Source organism: Acinetobacter sp. MB5 (assembly GCF_003261585.1).
In the GTDB taxonomy this organism is placed as follows: Bacteria; Pseudomonadota; Gammaproteobacteria; order Pseudomonadales; family Moraxellaceae; genus Acinetobacter.
On the sequence record NZ_POVU01000003.1, the window covers coordinates 252812 to 273254 of the forward strand.

The 20443-nt window shown below is 43.1% G+C and carries 16 protein-coding genes and 1 pseudogene; 10 read left to right on the forward strand and 7 right to left on the reverse strand.

Annotation, left to right across the window (positions count from 1 at the left end):
• Positions 1–2 precede the first annotated feature (2 nt).
• Positions 3–638 carry a hypothetical protein gene (locus C1A47_RS06295; protein WP_205669581.1) on the reverse strand — a complete coding sequence of 212 codons (636 nt, stop codon included), beginning with the start codon at positions 636–638 and terminating at the stop codon, positions 3–5.
• Positions 639–1032: 394 nt separating this feature from the next.
• Between C1A47_RS06295 and tssH the strand changes: the two genes are divergently transcribed.
• The 6 genes and pseudogenes from tssH to C1A47_RS06325 form a co-directional block, all read left to right on the forward strand.
• On the forward strand, positions 1033–3702 hold the full coding sequence (gene tssH, locus C1A47_RS06300; protein WP_111893519.1) for a type VI secretion system ATPase TssH: 2670 nt from the start codon (positions 1033–1035) through the stop codon (positions 3700–3702).
• Between the two features lie 17 nt (positions 3703–3719).
• A complete protein-coding gene (tssA, locus tag C1A47_RS06305) occupies positions 3720–4814 on the forward strand; it encodes a type VI secretion system protein TssA (protein ID WP_111893521.1) in 1095 nt (364 codons plus the stop codon).
• Positions 4815–4829: 15 nt separating this feature from the next.
• Positions 4830–6194, forward strand: coding sequence for a type VI secretion system baseplate subunit TssK (tssK, locus tag C1A47_RS06310; RefSeq protein ID WP_111893523.1), 1365 nt, complete (start codon positions 4830–4832; stop codon positions 6192–6194).
• Between the two features lie 13 nt (positions 6195–6207).
• Complete coding sequence (locus C1A47_RS06315; RefSeq protein ID WP_111893525.1) at positions 6208–7011, forward strand: DotU family type IV/VI secretion system protein; 804 nt, start codon at positions 6208–6210, stop codon at positions 7009–7011.
• Positions 7012–7021: 10 nt separating this feature from the next.
• Positions 7022–7561, forward strand: a complete 540-nt coding sequence (locus tag C1A47_RS06320; RefSeq protein WP_111893527.1) for a hypothetical protein — start codon at positions 7022–7024, stop codon at positions 7559–7561.
• Positions 7562–7729: 168 nt separating this feature from the next.
• Positions 7730–8521: pseudogene (locus tag C1A47_RS06325) on the forward strand (M15 family metallopeptidase); the annotation flags it as partial.
• On the opposite strand, the gene bfmS reads toward C1A47_RS06325, so the two are convergent.
• Both bfmS and bfmR read right to left on the reverse strand, forming a co-directional pair.
• Positions 8518–10146 carry a sensor histidine kinase BfmS gene (gene bfmS / locus C1A47_RS06330; RefSeq protein WP_111893531.1) on the reverse strand — a complete coding sequence of 543 codons (1629 nt, stop codon included), beginning with the start codon at positions 10144–10146 and terminating at the stop codon, positions 8518–8520. The pseudogene C1A47_RS06325 and the gene bfmS overlap by 4 nt on opposite strands.
• 96 nt (positions 10147–10242) lie before the next feature.
• Positions 10243–10959, reverse strand: coding sequence for a response regulator transcription factor BfmR (gene bfmR / locus C1A47_RS06335; protein ID WP_111893533.1), 717 nt, complete (start codon positions 10957–10959; stop codon positions 10243–10245).
• A 567-nt stretch (positions 10960–11526) separates the two neighbouring features.
• Here bfmR and C1A47_RS06340 point away from each other — a divergent pair.
• The 3 genes from C1A47_RS06340 (at position 11527) to C1A47_RS06345 (ending at position 16042) form a co-directional block, all read left to right on the forward strand.
• The gene (locus C1A47_RS06340; protein ID WP_111893535.1) at positions 11527–14364 is read left to right on the forward strand and encodes a ribonucleoside-diphosphate reductase subunit alpha; all 2838 of its coding nucleotides are present in this window, start codon (positions 11527–11529) and stop codon (positions 14362–14364) included.
• Between the two features lie 125 nt (positions 14365–14489).
• Positions 14490–14621, forward strand: coding sequence for a preprotein translocase subunit YajC (locus C1A47_RS17770; RefSeq protein WP_205669582.1), 132 nt, complete (start codon positions 14490–14492; stop codon positions 14619–14621).
• 137 nt (positions 14622–14758) lie between these two features.
• Positions 14759–16042: a ribonucleotide-diphosphate reductase subunit beta gene (locus C1A47_RS06345; protein ID WP_111893537.1), complete on the forward strand. Its 1284-nt coding sequence runs from the start codon at positions 14759–14761 to the stop codon at positions 16040–16042.
• Between the two features lie 78 nt (positions 16043–16120).
• On the opposite strand, the gene C1A47_RS06350 is transcribed toward C1A47_RS06345, so the two are convergent.
• From C1A47_RS06350 to C1A47_RS06365, 4 genes are all read right to left on the reverse strand, one after another.
• Positions 16121–16243, reverse strand: coding sequence for a hypothetical protein (locus tag C1A47_RS06350; protein WP_111893539.1), 123 nt, complete (start codon positions 16241–16243; stop codon positions 16121–16123).
• The gene (locus C1A47_RS06355) at positions 16230–17141 is read right to left on the reverse strand and encodes a DMT family transporter (RefSeq protein WP_111893541.1); all 912 of its coding nucleotides are present in this window, start codon (positions 17139–17141) and stop codon (positions 16230–16232) included. Before C1A47_RS06355 ends, C1A47_RS06350 begins: the two co-directional genes overlap by 14 nt.
• 107 nt (positions 17142–17248) lie before the next feature.
• Positions 17249–18064, reverse strand: a complete 816-nt coding sequence (locus C1A47_RS06360; RefSeq protein ID WP_111893543.1) for a helix-turn-helix domain-containing protein — start codon at positions 18062–18064, stop codon at positions 17249–17251.
• A complete protein-coding gene (locus tag C1A47_RS06365; RefSeq protein WP_111893545.1) occupies positions 18061–18978 on the reverse strand; it encodes a LysR family transcriptional regulator in 918 nt (305 codons plus the stop codon). Before C1A47_RS06365 ends, C1A47_RS06360 begins: the two co-directional genes overlap by 4 nt.
• Positions 18979–19080: 102 nt before the next feature.
• Between C1A47_RS06365 and C1A47_RS06370 the strand changes: the two genes are divergently transcribed.
• Positions 19081–20412, forward strand: a complete 1332-nt coding sequence (locus C1A47_RS06370) for an aspartate aminotransferase family protein (RefSeq protein ID WP_111893547.1) — start codon at positions 19081–19083, stop codon at positions 20410–20412.
• Positions 20413–20443 lie beyond the last annotated feature (31 nt).

Consider the following 20443-nt stretch of genomic DNA (forward strand, 5'->3'; position numbering starts at 1 on the left):
TATTATCTTAATGCAGCAAATGGGCTACTTGAATTGTGATGTACAGGTGCTACTGTCGCTTTTTGAGTTTTTGGCTTAGTGACAACCGCTGTAGCTGGTGTCTTATGTTTTACTGGAGCCACATACGTTTTTTTAGGTGCAGCATAACGCGGCTTATAACTCTCTTTTTTCGTCTCAATCACCTCAGGTGCTGGCATTGCTAAACGAATATCTTCTGTCAATTTTTTTGCCGCTGGGTAAGTCAGATCCTTACTCAAATAGCGCACTTCTTCTTGACGCATGTGTTGCAAATTTTCTTCTGCAATCGCCACACCCGACAAGAAAGCTACATCTGTCAGCAACGTGCCACGGACATTTTGCTGTTTCAGTTGATTGACCAAGAGCAAGGCATTCAGGTTCTGATCCAACTCATGAAAACGCATGGCAACTTGTGCCAACAGATCATTTTTTCGATCACTGTTTTTCTTATCGCATACTTGAGCATACAAGCTTAACAATGCCTGATCAGTCTGTCCTTCAGCTTGTGGATAATGACGAATACAGCTATGTTTTAATTTAATTTCTGGAGTTTCAGCATAGCCAAAACCACTCCACGACATGCCAAGCAAAATCGTAGAAAATACAATACTTTTTTTCAAAACATGCCTCATTAAAATTATTTAGATTTATGATTGATGAGCGCTAAATTTATTTTTTAAAAAGCATTTCGCCCATCAATTCTTATGTATTTGTACCAAAACAAAACGGGCGGCATTCTAACAAACAAACCCCACACAAAGTCAAGCTTAATATTTTAATATAATCTTTTTTGTGATTTTAATCACAAAACATGTTTAATACATTCAAAAATTATATTTTAAAATCCCCCCTATCCAATAATAACTTTTTTATGTAGAATACCTCACATTAAACGCTGTTAAATTAAATAAGTTATTGTTTTAATTAACTTTAATAAAAAACAGTATAACAAAGAATATCAAATTTAATTTTAAAACTTAGCTTTTTTGATATTCAAAAATATTTGAGATGTATATGAGTAATTTAAAAATTTTAATTACAAAGCTGTCTTCTCCTGCACGTTCTGCATTAGAAAAATCAGCAAACACCTGTATTATTCAACAAAATTTTGAAATAGAAATTGAACATTTTTTCTTAGAAATGTTAAATCAGTCACAATACAATGATTTTAAAATTTTAATTAAGAAATATAAAATCCAACCCAATCATATTATTCAAGATCTTAAAGATTCAATTACCCAATTACCCAAGGGGAATAATCGAACCCCTATTTTTGCAAAATCAATTGTCCAATTATTAGAACAGGCATGGTTAATTGCTTCTGCTGATCAAAATCCGATTATTCGAACTGGACATTTATTAATTGCCTTGCTCACGGCACCTGATTTATATCAAATCGCAATACGGGCATCGAGCCAGTTTGACATCTTTCCAATCGACTCCCTGAAACATAAATTTCTAGAATTTTGCCAAGAAAGTATTGAACAAATTGCTGAAAATGCAGTACCTCAACCAACTGAACATGATGAGCAAGTTGCCCCAAATATCCCAAAAGCAAATCAGACACCAGCACTAGATCAATATACGATTAACCTGACTGAAAAAGCCAAATCGGGTGGCATTGATCCAGTCATTGGGCGTGAATATGAAATCCGATTAATGCTCGATATTCTGATGCGCCGCCGTCAAAACAACCCCATTTTGACAGGAGAACCAGGTGTCGGGAAAACCGCTGTCGTCGAAGGTCTAGCACTTAAAATTGCAAATGGCCAAGTGCCAGACGCTCTCAAAAATGTTCAGTTACATACCCTTGATATGGGCTTGTTACAAGCGGGAGCGAGCGTTAAAGGCGAATTTGAAAATCGTCTTAAAGAAGTCATCAAAGAGGTTCAGGCCTCAACTCATCCAATTATTTTGTTTATTGATGAAGCACACACTTTGATTGGCGCTGGTGGGCAAGCTGGGCAAAATGACGCTGCAAATTTACTCAAACCAGCCTTGGCTCGCGGCGAGCTACGCACGATTGCTGCAACCACATGGGCCGAATACAAACAGTATTTTGAAAAAGATGCTGCTTTGAGCCGTCGCTTTCAGGTCGTTAAAGTTGAAGAACCGACCGAAGCTGTCGCGATTGATATGCTTCGTGCCATGATTCCTGTGATGCAACAACATTTTAAACTCGACATTGATGATCAGGCGATTGTTGCAGCAGTTCAGGCCTCACATCGTTACATCAGTGGTCGCCAACTGCCAGATAAAGCGATTAGTGTACTTGATACGGCAGCAGCACGGGTTGCATTAACCCAAAATGCACAACCTGTAAAGCTCGATCAACTGCAAGCCCAACATCATAATTTAAGTTTAGAGCAAAAAATTTTATTGCAAGAACAGCCACATCAACCTCTGCACAGCGAGCGTTTGCAACAGCTTGAGCAACAGTTATCTGAACTTAATCATGAAATTGCAGTAACTAAGGAGCAATGGCAACAAGAGCTCGAATTAGTCCAGAAAATTCAAGCTTTACAAGCTCAGACTGAATCGGTAGATCCTAAAAAAATTCAAGAACTGCGTCGTGAACTACAACAACAGCAAGGTCAGCACCCCCTCGTTTTTGAACGCGTTAACCCACAGATTATCCACGAGATTATTTCCGACTGGACAGGTATTCCTGTGGGTAACATGATCAATGATGAGATTCAGCAGATTTTGACGCTTGATCAAAAGCTCGCTCAACGGGTGATGGGACAAGATCATGCTCTTGAACAGCTTGTACAAGGCATCAAAACCTCAAAAGCGAAACTTGAAGACCCCAATAAACCACAGGGCGTGTTCTTCTTGGTTGGCCCTAGCGGTGTAGGTAAAACTGAAACAGCGCTGGCACTGGCACATGAACTCTACGGCGGTGAGCAACATCTCATCACGATCAACATGTCTGAATATCAAGAAGCACATAGCGTTTCATCACTGAAAGGCGCACCTCCAGGTTATGTCGGTTACGGTCAAGGCGGTGTTTTGACTGAAGCTGTTCGTCGTAATCCATACAGTGTTGTACTTCTGGATGAAATTGAAAAAGCCCATAGTGATGTGCAGGAACTGTTTTATCAGGTCTTTGACAAAGGCACGCTTGAAGATGGTGAAGGTCGTGTCATTGACTTTAAAAACACCACGATTTTGCTCACATCAAACACAGGCTCCAGCGCCATCATGCAGGCATGTATCAATCAACCTGTCAACGAATGGCCAAATGTTGAAGAATTGCTCGCCCAACTTAAACCGAGTTTATATCAACAATTCAAACCCGCCTTTTTAGGTCGTACTCGGATTGTGCCTTATTTCCCATTGCACGATGATTTACTCTTGCAAATCATCGAACATAAATTGCAAAAAATCACAACCCGCCTGACTCAGCAATATGGCTGTCAGGTGCAATACTCAAATGATGTTCTAGAATTACTGCTTGAACGCTGTACCGAAGTAGATAGCGGCGCACGCAATGCAGATAACATTTTAAATTCCAGCATTTTACCTGCACTGGCAACCGAAATTTTATTGGCACTGGCAGCACAAAAATTGCCTGAAGTGATTGTGATTGATGTTCAGGACAATGACATTGTTTATCAGCTCGATCCTCAACCCAAAAGTAAAAAACGCCAACCCAAAAAAGACAAAGTTGCCGAAGCTTAAATTAATCGAGCCTAATTATGAATATTGTTCTGTCTGATCTGTATCAGCCTGTTGCTGAACATGCGCCTTGCGGTGAAGATTTATCTTTTTCCACGCATTTTCATGACATTAAAAAAGCCAAATCCCAAGATGATTTATTACTGGATCAAGGGGACTGGGTCACTGAACGTAAACAGGCAGATTGGGATTTTGTGGTTATACAGACGACTGAACTGCTTCGTGAAAAGAGTAAAGATATCCGTTTGGTCACATGGCTGACTGAAGGATGGGCAAATTTATATGGCTTTCAGGGCATCGCTCAGGGCATTCAGCTATGTCGTGAACTCTTACAACGTTACTGGCATCAGATTCATCCAGAGATTGAAGATGATGACCTCGATCAACGGATTGGCCTACTACAAGGCTTTATCCAACAACTTCCTAACCTGATCAAGCATGTGCCGCTAACCAGTAGTATTCATCAGCACCATTTGCTGGACTATGAAAATGCACTTTATCATGAAAATAATCGCCGTAAATACAGTGATGAAGATGAGACAACAGTTGTAAGTTTAACTCTAGAACAGTTTGAGCAAGCCCTATTTAATACATCTAAAAGCTTTCAATATCAAAACTACCAAGCCTTTCAAGATGTTTTAACACAGTGGCAAGCGCTTAAACAGATTTTAGATGAGCTGATGGGGCTCGATGCACCAAGTTTTGCCAGTTTAGATTCAGCACTCGACGATATTCACACTACTTTGCGTAAAATTTATAAAACGGAAGCTTTTGGAACAGTCGAAAATCCACAGACTCAAATGTCAAATGAATCCCAAGCCATAGATTATCAACCTGCTATTGCTGTGGCTGCTGCTACTCAACAAATTGGTTTTCAAATGCAAGCCCAAAACCATCTTGCAAACCGCGAACAGGCGATGCGTGTTCTACAGGATATTGCTGATTATTTTCAGGCTAATGAACCACATAGCCCTGTCAGTTACATGCTACAAAAAACCATCAAATGGAGTCAGATGCCGCTGCATGAATGGCTAGCTCAAGTGATTAAAGATGATCAACCGCTGCACATGGTGCAAGACATTTTAGGTGTGCAGCCTAAAAACGAATATGAATAAAGATGGGGAAAGATCATGTTTAAAGCTGAAAAAATTCTCTGGGGCGAAGGTTTATTTTTACGCCCGCAACACTTCCAACTGCAAGATCACTACCATGAACAGCGCCTGAATCACACCATTCATGCCACCATTCCGTTTGCTTACGGCGTGCAAAATCTCCAGTTCGATGAAAGCCAACTCACCAACCACGTGCTGGCATTACAAAGTGTTGAACTGATTTGGCAAGATGGTGAAATCTATCACGCCCCTGCCCAAGATTTACTACCAGAAGCCGTATTGCTCGATGACATGAATTTGCGTGGGGAAATCACGGTCTATTTAACCCTGCCGATTTTGCAACCCAACAAGCACAATGTGACTCATGACGCTGTGGCTCAAGCCAGTCGCTATCATAGCCATCTGGTGGAAACCCATGACCTGTTTACCGATGCCAGTCCTGCCGAAATCACACTGCTGCGTCGACGAGCTTCATTTAAACTGATGGAATCTCAAGTTGAACTGCAAGACCAGCTTGATGGTTGCCTGTATTTACCAGTTGCCAAATTGAAGCGCCACAGTTCAGGGTCTTTTGAGTTAGATCACAAGTTTATTCCACCGTTGTTACATGTTGAAGCATCTGAAAGCCTACATAATAATCTCAAGCGCACACTGAATATTATTAAGGCAAAGATCAAAACCATTCAGAGCAACAACCGTGAAAATGAACAAAAATTAATTGAATTTCGTTCAGGAGATATCGTCTCTTTCTGGTTAGTCAATGCTTTAAATACCGCACATGCGACACTCAACCATTTGCTGCATTATCCACAAATTCATCCTGAGCGCCTGTTCTGTGAATTATTACGCTTAACAGGTTCATTACTCACGTTCTCAAATGGTTATGAAGTTGATGAACTGCCACGCTATCAACATCATCGTTTACAGGAAAGCTTTCAGCAGCTCGATGGCATTTTACGTGAACTGCTCGATACCATTATTTCGAGTCGTTATATCAGCATTGCCCTCAAAGAAATCCGCCCATCATACTGGGTCGGTAGTCTGGAAACCGACAAAATCACCCGTGACTCACGTTTATACATTGCGGTTTCTAGTGGTGCGATGCAAACCCATGAGCTGATTCAAATTGTTCCTTTACGCTTTAAGGTGGGGAGCAATATTGATGTCGAACAACGTGTGGTTGCAGCATTACCTGCTATTCCATTACATCACCTCATGCAAGTTCCAACAGCAATTCCTGTACGTTCAGGAGTGAGCTATTTTGAAATCGAGCCTCATCATGAACTGTATCAACGCATGCTTGATTCAGAGTCAATCTGTATTTACATGCCTGCAGGTTTCCAAGATATGAGTCTGGAATTGATTGCTGTGATGAATGGCTAATGAGAGAAAAATCATGAATCAACCTCTGAATGCGCCATCCCTGTTTGATGATGGGCAAATTGGCACAGGACTGTCCACACCTGTTGCGACCAGTAAGATCCAGACCATCAATTTGGTCGATTTACTGCATGATGGCTTTTACATCATTTTCTTATTGCGTAACCAGTACATTCCCGATCAGCCAACACAGTTTCGTGAAAAAATTTTGGATTTACTCAAGCGTTTTGAACAACAAGCCAAAAAACTGCTGTTTTCTGCCGATGATATTCATGATGCCAAATATGCCTTCTGTGCATTGCTAGATGAAACGATTGTGACCCAGCAAGACCCTGCATTTTTTAACTTGCAAAATGCATGGTTGATCAGCCCACTACAACTCAGTCTGTTTGGTTCTCAACTGGCAGGCTATCAATTCTTCGAAAAACTTGAAGTCATTCGGAGTCATGGCAAAGAACGCCTTGCAGCCTTGGAAGTTTTTCATTACTGCTTGTTACTGGGTTTTCAGGGTAAGTACCGACTTGAAGCAATGGAAAACCTTAATTTGCTGATTGCACGAGTTGGTGATGAAATTGATTTTCTCAAAGGTAAGAAAGCAGCCTTTTCTCCTTTTGCAGCTATCCCCGATCAAATTAAACATGTCATTCATCGCGAATTACCCTTCTTTTGGATTTTGATTTTCTTATTGATCTTTGCAATTGCGACTTTCACAGGTCTACGTGTGTTCCTCACACAACAAGACCATCGTGCTTTGATGCCTTATCAAAATGTGATTTCAGCACCAAGTGAGCAAGCCCACATTACGATTTATTTGCCCTAGATAATCCCTCATGACGCAATCCAAACCTAAATCTTTACGTATTTTACCGAGCCAGAAAAAGAATGGGCGAACGCCTGCTGCCTATTTATTTATCGGATTCCTTTCTGGGGCAATACTTGGAGGCAGTGCAGTCTATCTATGGTCAATCCAGCAAACCGCGCCGATGGCTGAACTCAAACAGGAGAATACAACGGCTGCCCAAACTACAAACCAAGCAGATAATGTAACAAGTGCAACAACTTTACCAACCCCAGAGAGTACAGCCGATCATATTGCTCAACCACAGGACAATGAGCTGCGTAATATTTTTCGACATGAGCATTCTCCAGTCCCAGCCACAAATGCTGTACATGCATCAAGCAAAGGAGCGCATCACAATATCCCACGTCATAACAACACCAAGGAAACTCAGACTGTCGCCTTTCCTGTTGTTACACCATCTAGTGAGAAAACCGTACCAGCAACTAACACAACGACAGAAAATAGCCCACAAGCTTCCTTACACATCGCCGTAACACAATCCCCTTTTACAGTTAAAGAAAATCAATAAATGCTGATTTTTGCCATCTTTTTTGGATTTATCAGCATGGCATGTGGCTTAGCCGTCATGATGTCTTATGAATTACGCCTCAAACTCATGCAGTATGCTCGACTGGCTGTTCCAAATAGTAAAAACCGTTTACAACAAGCTAAATTGTTTGCCTATCGTTTCCGCGATGCTGCTGCACCTGAAGATATTCAAAGTCAATGGCATCTACAGCAATGGTGGATTCTAATCGCAGGTGTATTACTGTGTAGCAGCATTGTAATTTTTGCGCTGACCCGAAGTATTAGCCCGACAAAAATTGAAGCACAGTATCTCAAAGAAGTTGATCCTCAAATTTATACCTTATTACACGGGGAAATGCTGACGCCTCCTGCTGAAGTAGATGAGTCTTTGGTTCAGGCGGCAATTGTAGAAGCAACGCAACTAGAACAACAATATGGAAATTCAGCAGTCAATGCTCAACCTGTTGAAGGTATCAATACCGATAACTTATACAATAGTCAGCTCATTGACCGTAAGTGGGATAAAATCAATCCACGTTATAAACAGCGCTTATTAATGGTCTTTAAAATTATGAAAGAGCGTTATGGTTATGATCTGGTTTTACTCGAAGGCTATCGCAGCCCTGAACGGCAAAATCTGCTTTCAGGCAATCCAAATACCACCCGAGCCAGAGGTTATCAAAGCTATCACCAGTTTGGTTTAGCGGCTGATGTTGCTTTTAAACGCAATGGCAAAGTGGTGATTTCAGAACGTGACCCTTGGGCAATGCGTGGCTATGAGTTGTATGGTGAGGTTGCTGAGTCCGTTGGTTTAACTTGGGGCGGGCGCTGGAAATCAATTAAGGATTATGGACATACGGAATACCGCATGCCAGGCTTAAAGAAAACCAAAGCAATGGCTGATCAACTGATCGCAGAAGGGCAAGTCCAAAACACGCCCCTCTCTGCTGCAGCATTCTAGTTTTTGTTGATTGATTTCATTTGTTTAGAAGGCCATATCATCGTAAAGCGAGCACCGCCCAGCTCTGGACTACGATCAACTTCAACTTTTCCTCGAAACCAAAATGCAATACGACTGACAATCGAAAGACCCAAACCGTAACCACCTGAAGCACGAGTTCGGCTGTCATCTAAACGGGCAAAGGCTTCAAAGACACGTTCACGATCTTGTTCAGGAATCCCCTGACCATCATCTTCAACACAAACATAAGCTTGACCATCAGGGCGAATTCCGCCGCTAATCCGCACACGCTCATTACAGTAGCGCACTGCGTTGCCCACCAGATTTTGCACTACACGATGCAAATAACGGCGCTCGGCATCAGCTACAACATTGAGTTCAGGGGCATTCAGTTCAATAATTTTTTGAGTTTTTAAGGCCTCTGTTTCTTTTGCCACTTGCGCCAAGACATCCGCAATTGGAATACTTTGAATATCGAGGGATGGCGTGCCCTGCTCCAATTTGGCATAAGTCATGATTTCATCAATCAAGGTATTGAGTGCTTCAATATCTTTATCGATCATATCGACCTGACTGAGCCGCGAATCATAATCATCATCTTCCGCCAGCATTTCCATACCAAAACGAATTCGCGCCACTGGGGTACGAAGTTCATGCGAGACTGCACGCATTAACTCACGCTGGGCTTCAATCAAGCGCTGGATATGGCTTGCCATATCATTATAACTCGATGCCAAACTTGACATTTCATCGGTCCCTTCGACATTGAGTCGTGTAGACAGATTCCCTGTTTTCATTTGATCCAAGGCTTTAATGGTTTGTTTGGTTTTACGTTGTAGCGGTAAAATCAGACCATATACGCCTAAGCTGAGCAGGAACAAACTCAGCAAAGTAATCCCCGCAGCCAGCTGAAATGGCATCCAGTTAAACATCGGCACAGGGCCAATCATCAGCACTTCAGCTGGATTATTCGGCATCGGTGAAACAATGGAGATCGTTGTACCACGAATGGTTGCACTGTCTCGATACAATAAAATACTTTGATCTTGGCGTAAGCGACCGATTTGTTCAGAATCCAACCCTAAATCCAGAATAGATTTAATTTCAATCGGATAGGAGAAATGTGAACGGATTTTCTCTAAATATTCTTTTTCCTGTCCAGGATAGTAAATCAGATAATCTAGAATAAATATCGGCAAGGCTTTCATTTGCCGTTCGCCAATTTTATTCACTTTGATGTATAAATAATGCTTCTGATCGTGTGGTAGTCCTAAAAACAAGGTCGCGATCATGCTTTGCGCATCGTATCGCACCACAGCTTGCTCTTGCTCAATCCGTTTCGTTTCTGAACGGGACAAATCTACTTTAGAGCGGTCTACCAAAGTAATCGGTAATTCCAGCAGATCAGATGCATCTGAAATCCAGTCTTTTTTCTGTTGCAAGGTCGGCTGACGCTCAACCCCCTGACTAATCACATAGGAAATACCATCGGTTAAGGATTCACGATATTCTTGCGCGCGCTGGTAGTTAATAATTTGAACCAGCAAATAGCAAAAGACCGCCACCAACGCAACAAGGATGATGACACCTGCGTAAATTCGCAAAAAGATACTGTGCTTAAACACGAATGATGTGTCCTTTGTTCAGGATGTCTGAAAGCAAGAAATGACCTCTTCCACACCAGATGAAAGAGGCTAGAATCAATTCAACTGGCAATACAATTACATGCCATTGGTTTCTTTAACGAATAAATAACCTTTACTACGAACGGTTTTAATACGTTTCGGGTTTTCAGGGTCGTCACCGATTTTTGGACGAATACGTGAAATACGCACGTCGATTGAACGGTCTTGACCATCGTATTCGATACCACGTAAACGCTCAAAAATATCTTCACGAGACAAAATGCGTCCAGCGTTTGAAGCCAACAACCAAAGCAAATCATATTCCGCACTAGTGAAATCAACCAATTCACCATTTAAAGTGACTGAACGACCACCATTGTCGATGACTAGATCATCAAATTCGATGCGTTGTGCAACTTCATCTTCAACTGTTTTATCGGTACGACGTAACAAAGCACGAATACGGGCCAATAGAACACGTGGTTGAACAGGTTTAGCGACATAGTCATCTGCCCCCATTTCCAGACCTAAAACTTGGTCCATATCTTCTGTACGGGCAGTCAGCATGAGAATCGGTTGATGATAGTGAGGACGCACTTCACGACATACCGTTAAGCCATCGGCACCTGGTAGCATGACATCCAACACCACAAGATCTGGTTGCTCACTGATGATACGACGAATCGCTCGGTTACCATCTGGCTCAACCCCAACTTCTAGTCCATTACGGATCAAATACTCTTGGGTCAGACGTGCCAGACGCTCATCATCTTCAACAATTAAAATCTTTGGTAACTTTTCTTCTTGGCTCATCATCGTGCCCCTTAAATTCCGTCAATATTAGCTGTTAGTTATTCAAACAGATACGCTAATTCATAATCTGCAATATACACATGTTTACATTGTAAACAAGATGCCGTTCACCAAACTGATACATCTACAGGGTAAATTGTAATAAATTGGTTAATTATTGAAAAATTTAATATTTTTCTTTTCACGATTGCAAGAACCGTGTAGTTAGCGTAACTCCTGTAACGAATATCCTGACCTGTTTGAGGCACTATGACCCGCTATTTTATGATCAATTAATTGATTTGCTGCGTTCTGTATAAGCAATTTAGAAAGGACTTTGTTATGCTATGCACCTTGGGCAAAATACGCTATGTCGTTGTATCTAAAACAGCTCAAATATCAGTGAAAAGATTTAAAAAAAATTAAAAAAATGTCAATATTGATCTTCAAAAATTTTTCCCGTATCTTGTGCCTTAATTCTTTTTAAACCACTAAATCTTGTGTTTATCCCTCAAACATCGAGGTTCATTTACCCGATTCAAATGGTCCATAGACATAACAACGAATGAGAAATGGAGCTAAGCTGACATGAGCGTAATCTCATCAACACCAGGTCAACTGCAAGTGATTAAGCGCACTGGCGATGTTGCCCATTTTGATGCAGAAAAAATTTCTGTTGCGATTGGAAAAGCCTTTTTAGCCGTAGAGGGTCAACAAAGCGCAGATTCAAGCCGTATTCATGACCGTATTGCACAATTAACAGAAATGGTGATGAACACTTTTCATCGCCGTTTACCATCAGGTGGCACCATTCATATTGAAGAGATTCAAGATCAGGTCGAACTTGCCTTGATGCGTACTGGTGAGCAAAAAGTTGCTCGCGCTTATGTCATTTATCGTGAACAACGTGCGACTGCGCGTCAACAAACCAACGCGAACCACCATCCAACACTTCAAATCACAGATGCTCAAGGTCAGTTACAGCCTCTTGATTTAGCTGAGTTAACTGCAAGTATTGCAACTGCAGCAGAAGGTCTTGAAGGGATTGACGTTCAAGCGATTGCGGATGAAACCGTTAAAAACCTTTATAACGGCGTAAAAGCAAGCGACATCGCGACCACCATGATGATGGCGACGCGTACCCGTATTGAACAAGAACCAAACTATACTTATGTCACTGCACGTTTATTGCGTAATGAACTCGTTGCAACTGGCTTAGAGTTCTTGGGTCTTCCAGCAGATACGCTAGAAAATGATGCGCTTGAGACTTTTCTGAAAAAAGGGATTGAGCTTGAACTGCTTGACCCTGAACTATTGAACTTTGACTTGGCAAAACTTGCTGCGGCAATTCAGCCTGAGCGTTCAAACCAGTTTACGTATTTAGGTCTACAAACATTATTTGACCGTTACTTCATTCACTCTGACGGCATCCGTTACGAACTTCCTCAGTTGTTCTTCATGCGTGTGTCGATGGGCCTTGCGCTGAATGAAGACAACCGTGAAGACCGTGCGATTGAATTCTATAACCTGTTATCGAGCTTCGACTACATGGCGTCAACGCCAACGTTATTTAACGCAGGTACTTTACGTCCACAGTTGTCTAGCTGCTACTTGACCACGATTTCTGATGACTTATATAGCATTTACGGTGCGATCCGTGACAATGCAATGTTGTCTAAATGGGCTGGCGGTTTGGGTAACGACTGGACGCCTGTACGTGCCTTGAACTCATACATCAAAGGTACAAACGGTAAATCACAAGGTGTTGTCCCGTTCCTGAAAGTCGCAAACGATACGGCTGTTGCAGTGAACCAAGGTGGTAAGCGTAAAGGTGCTGTGTGTGCATACCTTGAAACTTGGCACTTGGACATCGAAGAATTCCTAGAGCTTCGTAAAAACACAGGTGATGACCGTCGCCGTACACACGACATGAACACAGCAAACTGGGTTCCTGACCTATTTATGCAACGTGTGATTGAAGATGCTGAATGGACGATGTTCACGCCATCTGATGTCCCTGATTTGCATGACTTAACAGGTACAGCATTTGCTGAACGTTACACGCACTACGAAAACATTGCCAAAGAACAAAACTTGTTGCACAAAAAAATCCGTGCAAAAGACTTGTGGCGCAAAATGTTGTCGATGTTGTTTGAAACAGGCCATCCGTGGATTACGTTCAAAGACGTATGTAACTTGCGTTCACCACAACAACACGTGGGCGTCGTGCATTCATCAAACTTGTGTACAGAAATTACCTTGAACACGAGCGAAGATGAAATCGCAGTCTGTAACTTGGGTTCAATCAACCTTGTACAACACGTTCAAGGTGGTGTATTAGATCGCGAGAAACTGGCACGTACCATCAAAACTGCAGTTCGTATGCTCGACAACGTGATCGACATCAACTACTACGCAGTACCGCAAGCGAAAAACTCAAACATGAAACACCGCCCAGTGGGTATGGGGATCATGGGCTTCCAAGACGCGCTTTATGAAATGGGCATGGCTTACGGTTCACAAGAAGCGGTTGATTTTGCCGATGAATCAATGGAAGTCATTAGCTACTACGCGATTCAAACGTCAAGTGATCTTGCAGTTGAACGTGGCGTGTACTCAACATTCAAAGGTTCGCTATGGGATCAAGGCATTTTGCCAATCGACTCTTTAGAGATCGTAGCGAAATCACGTCCTGAGCGTATGTTTGAAGTAGACCGTACTCAACGTCTGGACTGGGACAGCTTACGTGCCAAAGTTCAAAAAGACGGTATGCGTAACTCAAATGTGATGGCGATTGCACCAACCGCAACTATTTCAAACATTTGTGGCGTGTCTCAATCGATTGAACCGACATTCCAGAACTTGTATGTGAAATCAAACTTGTCTGGTGAATTCACCGTAATCAACCCTTACCTTGTTCGTGCATTAAAAGTACGCGGTTTGTGGGACAGCGTGATGGTGAACGACCTGAAACATTTTGAAGGTTCTGTACAAAAGATTGCACGCATTCCTGAAGACTTGAAAGCGATGTTCTCAACTGCGTTTGAAGTGGAACCACGCTGGATTGTAGATGCTGCATCACGTCGTCAGAAGTGGATTGACCAAGCGCAATCATTGAACCTGTACATTGCAGGTGCAAATGGTAAGAAACTGGATATCACGTACAAAATGGCTTGGTTACGTGGCTTGAAAACCACCTATTACCTCCGTGCATTGGGTGCAACTTCGGCTGAGAAATCAACCATCAATACTGGTGCATTGAATGCAGTGAAACCAACCACTGTTGCGGCTGCCGCAGCTGCTCCTGCCCCTGTTGTGGCGGAGAAAAAAGCGGAAGTGGTTGCTGAAGAGGAAGGTTTCTCTCAAGCAGCACCAGTGCCACAAGCATGTTCCATCGACAATCCAGATTGTGAAGCTTGTCAATAATCACCTCCCCTAACCCCTCCTCAAAGGAGGGGGAATGACACCCAACCTATTTAAGGTGTGAAAGTCCCTCTTTTTAAAAGAGGGATTTAGGGAGATTAGGGATTTAAACCACAAAGGTAGAGACGATGTTTGAACATTTATCTAAAAACTATGAATTAGGTTTGCTCGCATACGTCTTAACCTACGTGGTGTTTTGTATTCCGATTGTGTATGTGATTTATAAAGTTCGCAAAGAGCAGCGTAATCAAAACAAGTAGTGCAGATTGACCTTTTGAACAAAATCAAAACAGCCATCGGTAAAACTTAGTTTTGCTTACTCAGAATAAGCGTATAGTAGAGGGCATCTTCGCTGTAAGGTGTCATAAAAGATATAAGCAACGAAGAGAGAATGATTATGTCTATCCTTAGTTGGGACGATTTTGAAGATGATTCGCAAAAACCGACTACACCAGAGTCCAAGTCTGCGCCCGTCCAACCGCAAGAAGCGCCTGATTCGCAAGTGGTATCTGATCCACAGCCATCGTCGCCGAGTTTGGCAGCTGCTGAACCCACTGGAACCAATTCCAGAACCACAACAGATTCAACCGATTCGCTGGCTCGAGCATCTGAATCCCTGAAAAATCTTGATGCATCAGCAGGCGTAGAAGAACTGGAAACAGGTGCAAGCCGCGTTCAGGTTGATGATAAAGCCATGATCAACTGCCGCGCTGACTTGAACCAGCTTGTTCCGTTTAAATACGAATGGGCTTGGCAAAAATACCTAGATGGTTGTGCAAACCACTGGATGCCTCAAGAAGTTAACATGAACCACGACATCGCACTTTGGAAGTCTGAAAATGGCTTAACTGAAGATGAGCGTATTATTGTTAAACGTAATCTTGGCTTCTTCTCGACTGCGGACTCTCTAGTTGCAAACAACTTGGTCTTGGCAATTTACCGTCTGATTACCAACCCTGAATGCCGCCAGTACATTTTGCGTCAAGCCTTTGAAGAAGCGATTCATACGCATGCTTATCAATACTGTATTGAATCTTTGGGTATGGATGAAGGCGAAATCTTCAACATGTATCATGAGATTCCAAGTGTAGCGCGTAAAGCCGCTTGGGGCTTGAAATATACCCAGTCTTTAAGTGATCCAACATTCCAAACAGGTACACCTGAAACCGATCAGCAATTGCTACGCAACTTGATCGCATTCTACTGTGTCCTTGAAGGAATTTTCTTCTACTGTGGCTTTACTCAAATTTTGAGTATGGGTCGCCGTAACAAGATGAATGGTGTTGCCGAGCAATTCCAATACATTTTGCGTGATGAATCCATGCACGTGAACTTCGGTATCGACATGATCAACCAGATCAAGATCGAAAACCCACAATTGTGGACAGCCGAGTTCCAGCAAGAAGTGACTCAAATGTTGCTTGAAGGCACGATGCTTGAAATCGAATATGCACGTGACACCATGCCACGCGGCGTATTGGGTATGAACGCAGCGATGATGGAAGAATATTTGAAATTCATCTGTAACCGCCGTTTAACTCAGCTTGGCTTGTCTGAGCAGTTCGTTGGTGTGACTAACCCGTTCCAGTGGATGTCTGAAATGATGGACTTACGTAAAGAGAAGAACTTCTTTGAAACGCGTGTGACCGACTACCAAACTGGTGGTGCGTTAAATTGGTAATATATTGATTTTATTTAATTTATTTTTAATATATATCAATTTACGATCAAAAAAATAGAGCCTCAAAGGCTCTATTTTTTATTTCACAAGACCACAATTTTCAATAAAAATCGGATAAATCAAACTGCTTAAATCAAGTTGATGTTCCCACACCAACTGGTGAATGACAGGGTTTTGTCTCAAGCGTCTAGGTTTTTGCATAACGAGTTCCCAAAGGTCGATCTTTAAAATTGGCGAGAATAAAAATGCCGATAGCGATCAGCACACCACCCAACAGTTCTTGGCTACTCGGCTGAATGCCATACAGCACAAAGGAAATCAGCCCCGAAAAAAATGGGCATAAAAATAGATAGCCACTGGTATGTACCGAGCCACCCAGTTTCAGTGCCAAGAACCATAGCCCGATGGCGCCTGTTGAGGCAGGAATCACCAGCCACAGCAACACCCACCAGTCTTGTGCAGTCACAGGCAAAGTCAGTGGCACATGTCGGCATAAGGCTACAAGGGCAATCATCAAGCTGCCGATCAGCATTTGATAAAAGGTCACCAACCAATGAGAAATATGCAGGTTAAATTTCTTGCTGAGAATGGTCGACAGTGCCCAGCAGGTCGATGCCAGCATCACCAGAACTTCGCCTTTGCCGAGTTGTAAATGCTGAAAATTCAATCCCAGACAAATCACCACCCCGACAAACGCAAGCAATAACCCGAATAAGCCCAGTGCCGAGGTTTTCTCCCGAAACAGTACAAAGACCAGAATCACCACCAGTACAGGGTTGCTGGCCATGATGATGGCGGACATGGAGGCTGAGCTATAAACCAGTCCCAAATTCAGAAAGATCATCACGCCCGCGGTTTGCAGTGCCCCAATCATGCTGAGGGCTTTCCACGGCAGATCTCGCAGGCGAATCTGTTGCCAATGTTGCAAATACAGCACCCAAGGCAATAAGCTCAAGGCGGCGAGAAAAAAACGAATGCTGGCTAACCATAACGGCTGCATACTGTGTAGCAAGATTTTGCTACTGACAAAGGAAGACCCTTGTAGCAAGGTCGATGCCAGAATAATGGCAAAATATTTGAAATTAACTTTGCTGGACATGCTCAAGACTCTGGTGAGATTGAATATTCACAGCCAATAAATGGTCGTGATCATGCACCTAAGCATAGTGATTTGAGCAGTCAGATGTTTTGTGAAACAGTCAGCTTCTATTGCAAAAGTGACATCTTGCTGTACTGGGTTGGGGTCATGCCCGTAACCCGTTTAAACATGACCGAAAAAGCGGACTGGGTGGCATAACCCAAATGACTTGCGATATAACTTAAGGATTTCCCCTCCACTAGCAATTGTACTGCATGCATCACTTTAAGCTGTTCTTTCCACAAGCTAAAACCAATCCCCAACTCTTTTTTAAACAGACGCATTAAAGTACGGGGGGATGCACCGACCTGTTCACTCCAGTCTTCCAGTGAGCGTTCATCTTGCGGATGTTGCAACAAATATTGGCAAAGCTGCTGAATCCTTGGGTCTTGCCCGATTGGCAAATTCAGCACAGGTTTTTGGCAATGTAAAATTTCTTCCAACGTCAGTTGTAACAGACGCTGTTCAAAAGAATTGTCAACATAGTTCAGTGGAATACTGGCAGCGCGAATCAATAGCTCTTTGAGCAAGGGTGAAACGGCAATGCCTGTCACCTGCTGCGGCAGTGGTAACGACTGAGGTTCAACATGAATATAAAGCGTTTTTAAATGTACATTGGTTTTTGCCAACATCCGATGCTGACAATAGGCAGGAATCCACAGCCCTTTCAGGGGTGGCAACAGCCAGTAACGCCCTTGCAGATACAATTCCATCACCCCGACATCGGCATAGACCAGTTGCGCACGACTATGCACATGGGTGTCGACCACATGTCCTGCTGTAAAAAAGCGGGGAATCGATACAATCGCCTGCTCTGCAAAGTATTGTTCATTGCTATGCAAATCGGCTTCGGATCGTGTTGTTAAGCGAACACTTGGACTCATGCCACACCTTGTGATTTCAACTCTTGCAAAAACAGATCCAAAATAAAATTGGCACGCCGTCCCTTGCGTGTTGCAATACAAATCTTGGAAAAATAATACATTTCCTCAGGCAGCACCGCACGCATCATACCTCGTTCAACCCAGTGCTTGGCATAGTGTTCGGGCAAAAACCCAATAAATTTGCCTGTTAAAATCAGAAAGGCAATGCCTTCACGGTCACTGGCATTGCCTTTGGCATTTAAGGCTTGCTGCATCTCGATTGCATTTTGAGAGAGCCGATAATTTGGCACAACCGCATCCCAGTTTTTCAGTTGCTCGGCACTATTCACCTGCCCCACATGATGAAACAATGCATGTCCATGACTACAGTACAAATAACTGGCTTCTTCGTATAAATCGTTATATTCCAGGCCTGAAAGCGGGCTGATCATCGGCAATGCCCCGACATGTAACTGTCCGTCCATCAGCCCTTTTTCAATTTCAATCGGGGTACTCATACTCAAATGAATCTGAATATTCGGCCCTTTCTGATACAAACGCGATAAGGCATGGGTAATCTGCATTTGCGGCAAAGTTACCAGATTATTGATGATGCCAATTTTCAGCTCACCTTTAATTTCATGATGCAAACGATTGACATGCTGACGAAAATCTTCAATCGAGGTCAGCAAGGCTTCGCTATAACTCAAAATGTGTTTACCTTCATCGGTCAAGGCAAAACCTGAACGCCCACGCTGACACAAACGCATCCCCAAACGGTTTTCCAAGGTACTCATGTGCAAGCTAATCGCCGAACGGGTAATGCCCAAGGCACTCTCAGCCGCAGAGAAACTGCCACTTTCTGCGACTGCCCGAAAAACCTTTAACAATTTGATGTCGGAGTCCGTGACTTGGTTCAGGATTTTGCTTTTCATTTAGGTGAGTATTTTTGAATCTAAACGTGAGTTAGCTTAAATTTATCTCATCTATTTACTCAATGTAAGCTGTATTTCTCACGAATTTTCAAGGAAGCTCACATGTCCGACGCTCACCACACTCAAGCTCAATATTCCGACGCGCACTGGATGCCATTCAGTGCCAACCGTAATTTCAAACAAGATCCGCGTTTTGTGGTGGCAGCCGAAGGCAATTACCTGATTGATGATCAAGGTCGTCGTATTTATGACTCTTTGTCAGGTTTATGGACATGTGGTGCTGGGCATACCCGCAGCCAAATTCAGGATGCCGTTGCAAAACAACTCGGCACACTGGACTATGCGCCTGCATTCCAGTTTGCGCATCCGCTATCATTCCAACTGGCTGAACAAATTACCGCGTTAACCCCAGATCCACTCAACCATGTGTTTTTTACAGGTTCAGGTTCGGAGTCTGCCGATACAGCGGTCAAAATGGCCAAAGCCTACTGGCGCATTAAAGGTCAGCCAGCCAAAACCAAATTTATTGGTCGTGCCAAAGGCTATCACGGGGTAAACATCGCAGGCACAAGCTTGGGTGGTATCGGTGGGAATCGTAAAATGTTCGGACAGTTCATGGATGTCGACCATTTGCCACACACCTTGCAAACTGACTTGCCATTTACCCAAGGCATGGCAGAAACAGGCGGCGTGGCGCTTGCCAACGAAATGCTGAAACTGATTGAACTGCATGATGCATCGAATATTGCAGCAGTCATTGTGGAACCTGTATCGGGTTCAGCAGGTGCAATTATTCCACCACAAGGTTATTTACAACGTCTGCGTGAAATCTGTGATCAACACAATATCCTGTTGATTTTTGATGAAGTCATTACAGGTTTTGGGCGTATGGGCAAATGGACTGCCGCAGAATACTTTGGCGTTACCCCAGACATTCTGAACTTTGCTAAACAAGTCACCAACGGCGCTGTACCTTTGGGCGGTGTCATTGCTTCAGATGAAATTTTCAATACCTTCATGCAACAAGGCACACCTGAACATTTTGTTGAATTTGCCCATGGTTATACCTATTCAGGTCATCCAGTCGCATGTGCTGCAGGTTTGGCAACGTTGGAACTATTAAAACAAGAGCAACTGATTGAGCAATCGGCTGCGCTTGCACCACATTTCCAAAGCGTGATTCATGACCTGAAAACGGCAAAACACGTGGTTGATATCCGTAACTGCGGTTTGATTGGCGCGATCCAATTAGCAGCGCGTGATGGCGACCCAAGCATTCGTCCATTTGAAGTCGGTACTGCGCTGTGGAAAGCGGGCTTCTATGTGCGCTTTGGCGGTGACTGCTTACAGTTTGGGCCAATGTTCAACAGCAAACCTGAAGACTTAAGCCGTTTATTTGCAGCAATTGGCGATCATTTACAGAAAATCGACTAAAGCCTTTCGCCTTTGAACTAGCGTGATGAAT

What these genes read in the sequence shown, in the direction of transcription:
- tssH (WP_111893519.1), top strand. Translation starts at nt 1,033, where the DNA reads ATGAGTAATTTAAAAATTTTAATTACAAAGCTGTCTTCTCCTGCACGT.
- tssA (WP_111893521.1), top strand. Translation starts at nt 3,720, where the DNA reads ATGAATATTGTTCTGTCTGATCTGTATCAGCCTGTTGCTGAACATGCG.
- tssK (WP_111893523.1), top strand. Translation starts at nt 4,830, where the DNA reads ATGTTTAAAGCTGAAAAAATTCTCTGGGGCGAAGGTTTATTTTTACGC.
- C1A47_RS06315 (WP_111893525.1), top strand. Translation starts at nt 6,208, where the DNA reads ATGAATCAACCTCTGAATGCGCCATCCCTGTTTGATGATGGGCAAATT.
- C1A47_RS06320 (WP_111893527.1), top strand. Translation starts at nt 7,022, where the DNA reads ATGACGCAATCCAAACCTAAATCTTTACGTATTTTACCGAGCCAGAAA.
- bfmR (WP_111893533.1), bottom strand. Translation starts at nt 10,959, where the DNA reads ATGAGCCAAGAAGAAAAGTTACCAAAGATTTTAATTGTTGAAGATGAT.
- C1A47_RS06340 (WP_111893535.1), top strand. Translation starts at nt 11,527, where the DNA reads ATGAGCGTAATCTCATCAACACCAGGTCAACTGCAAGTGATTAAGCGC.
- C1A47_RS17770 (WP_205669582.1), top strand. Translation starts at nt 14,490, where the DNA reads ATGTTTGAACATTTATCTAAAAACTATGAATTAGGTTTGCTCGCATAC.
- C1A47_RS06345 (WP_111893537.1), top strand. Translation starts at nt 14,759, where the DNA reads ATGTCTATCCTTAGTTGGGACGATTTTGAAGATGATTCGCAAAAACCG.
- C1A47_RS06350 (WP_111893539.1), bottom strand. Translation starts at nt 16,243, where the DNA reads ATGCAAAAACCTAGACGCTTGAGACAAAACCCTGTCATTCACCAGTTG.
- C1A47_RS06355 (WP_111893541.1), bottom strand. Translation starts at nt 17,141, where the DNA reads ATGTCCAGCAAAGTTAATTTCAAATATTTTGCCATTATTCTGGCATCG.
- C1A47_RS06360 (WP_111893543.1), bottom strand. Translation starts at nt 18,064, where the DNA reads ATGAGTCCAAGTGTTCGCTTAACAACACGATCCGAAGCCGATTTGCAT.
- C1A47_RS06365 (WP_111893545.1), bottom strand. Translation starts at nt 18,978, where the DNA reads ATGAAAAGCAAAATCCTGAACCAAGTCACGGACTCCGACATCAAATTG.
- C1A47_RS06370 (WP_111893547.1), top strand. Translation starts at nt 19,081, where the DNA reads ATGTCCGACGCTCACCACACTCAAGCTCAATATTCCGACGCGCACTGG.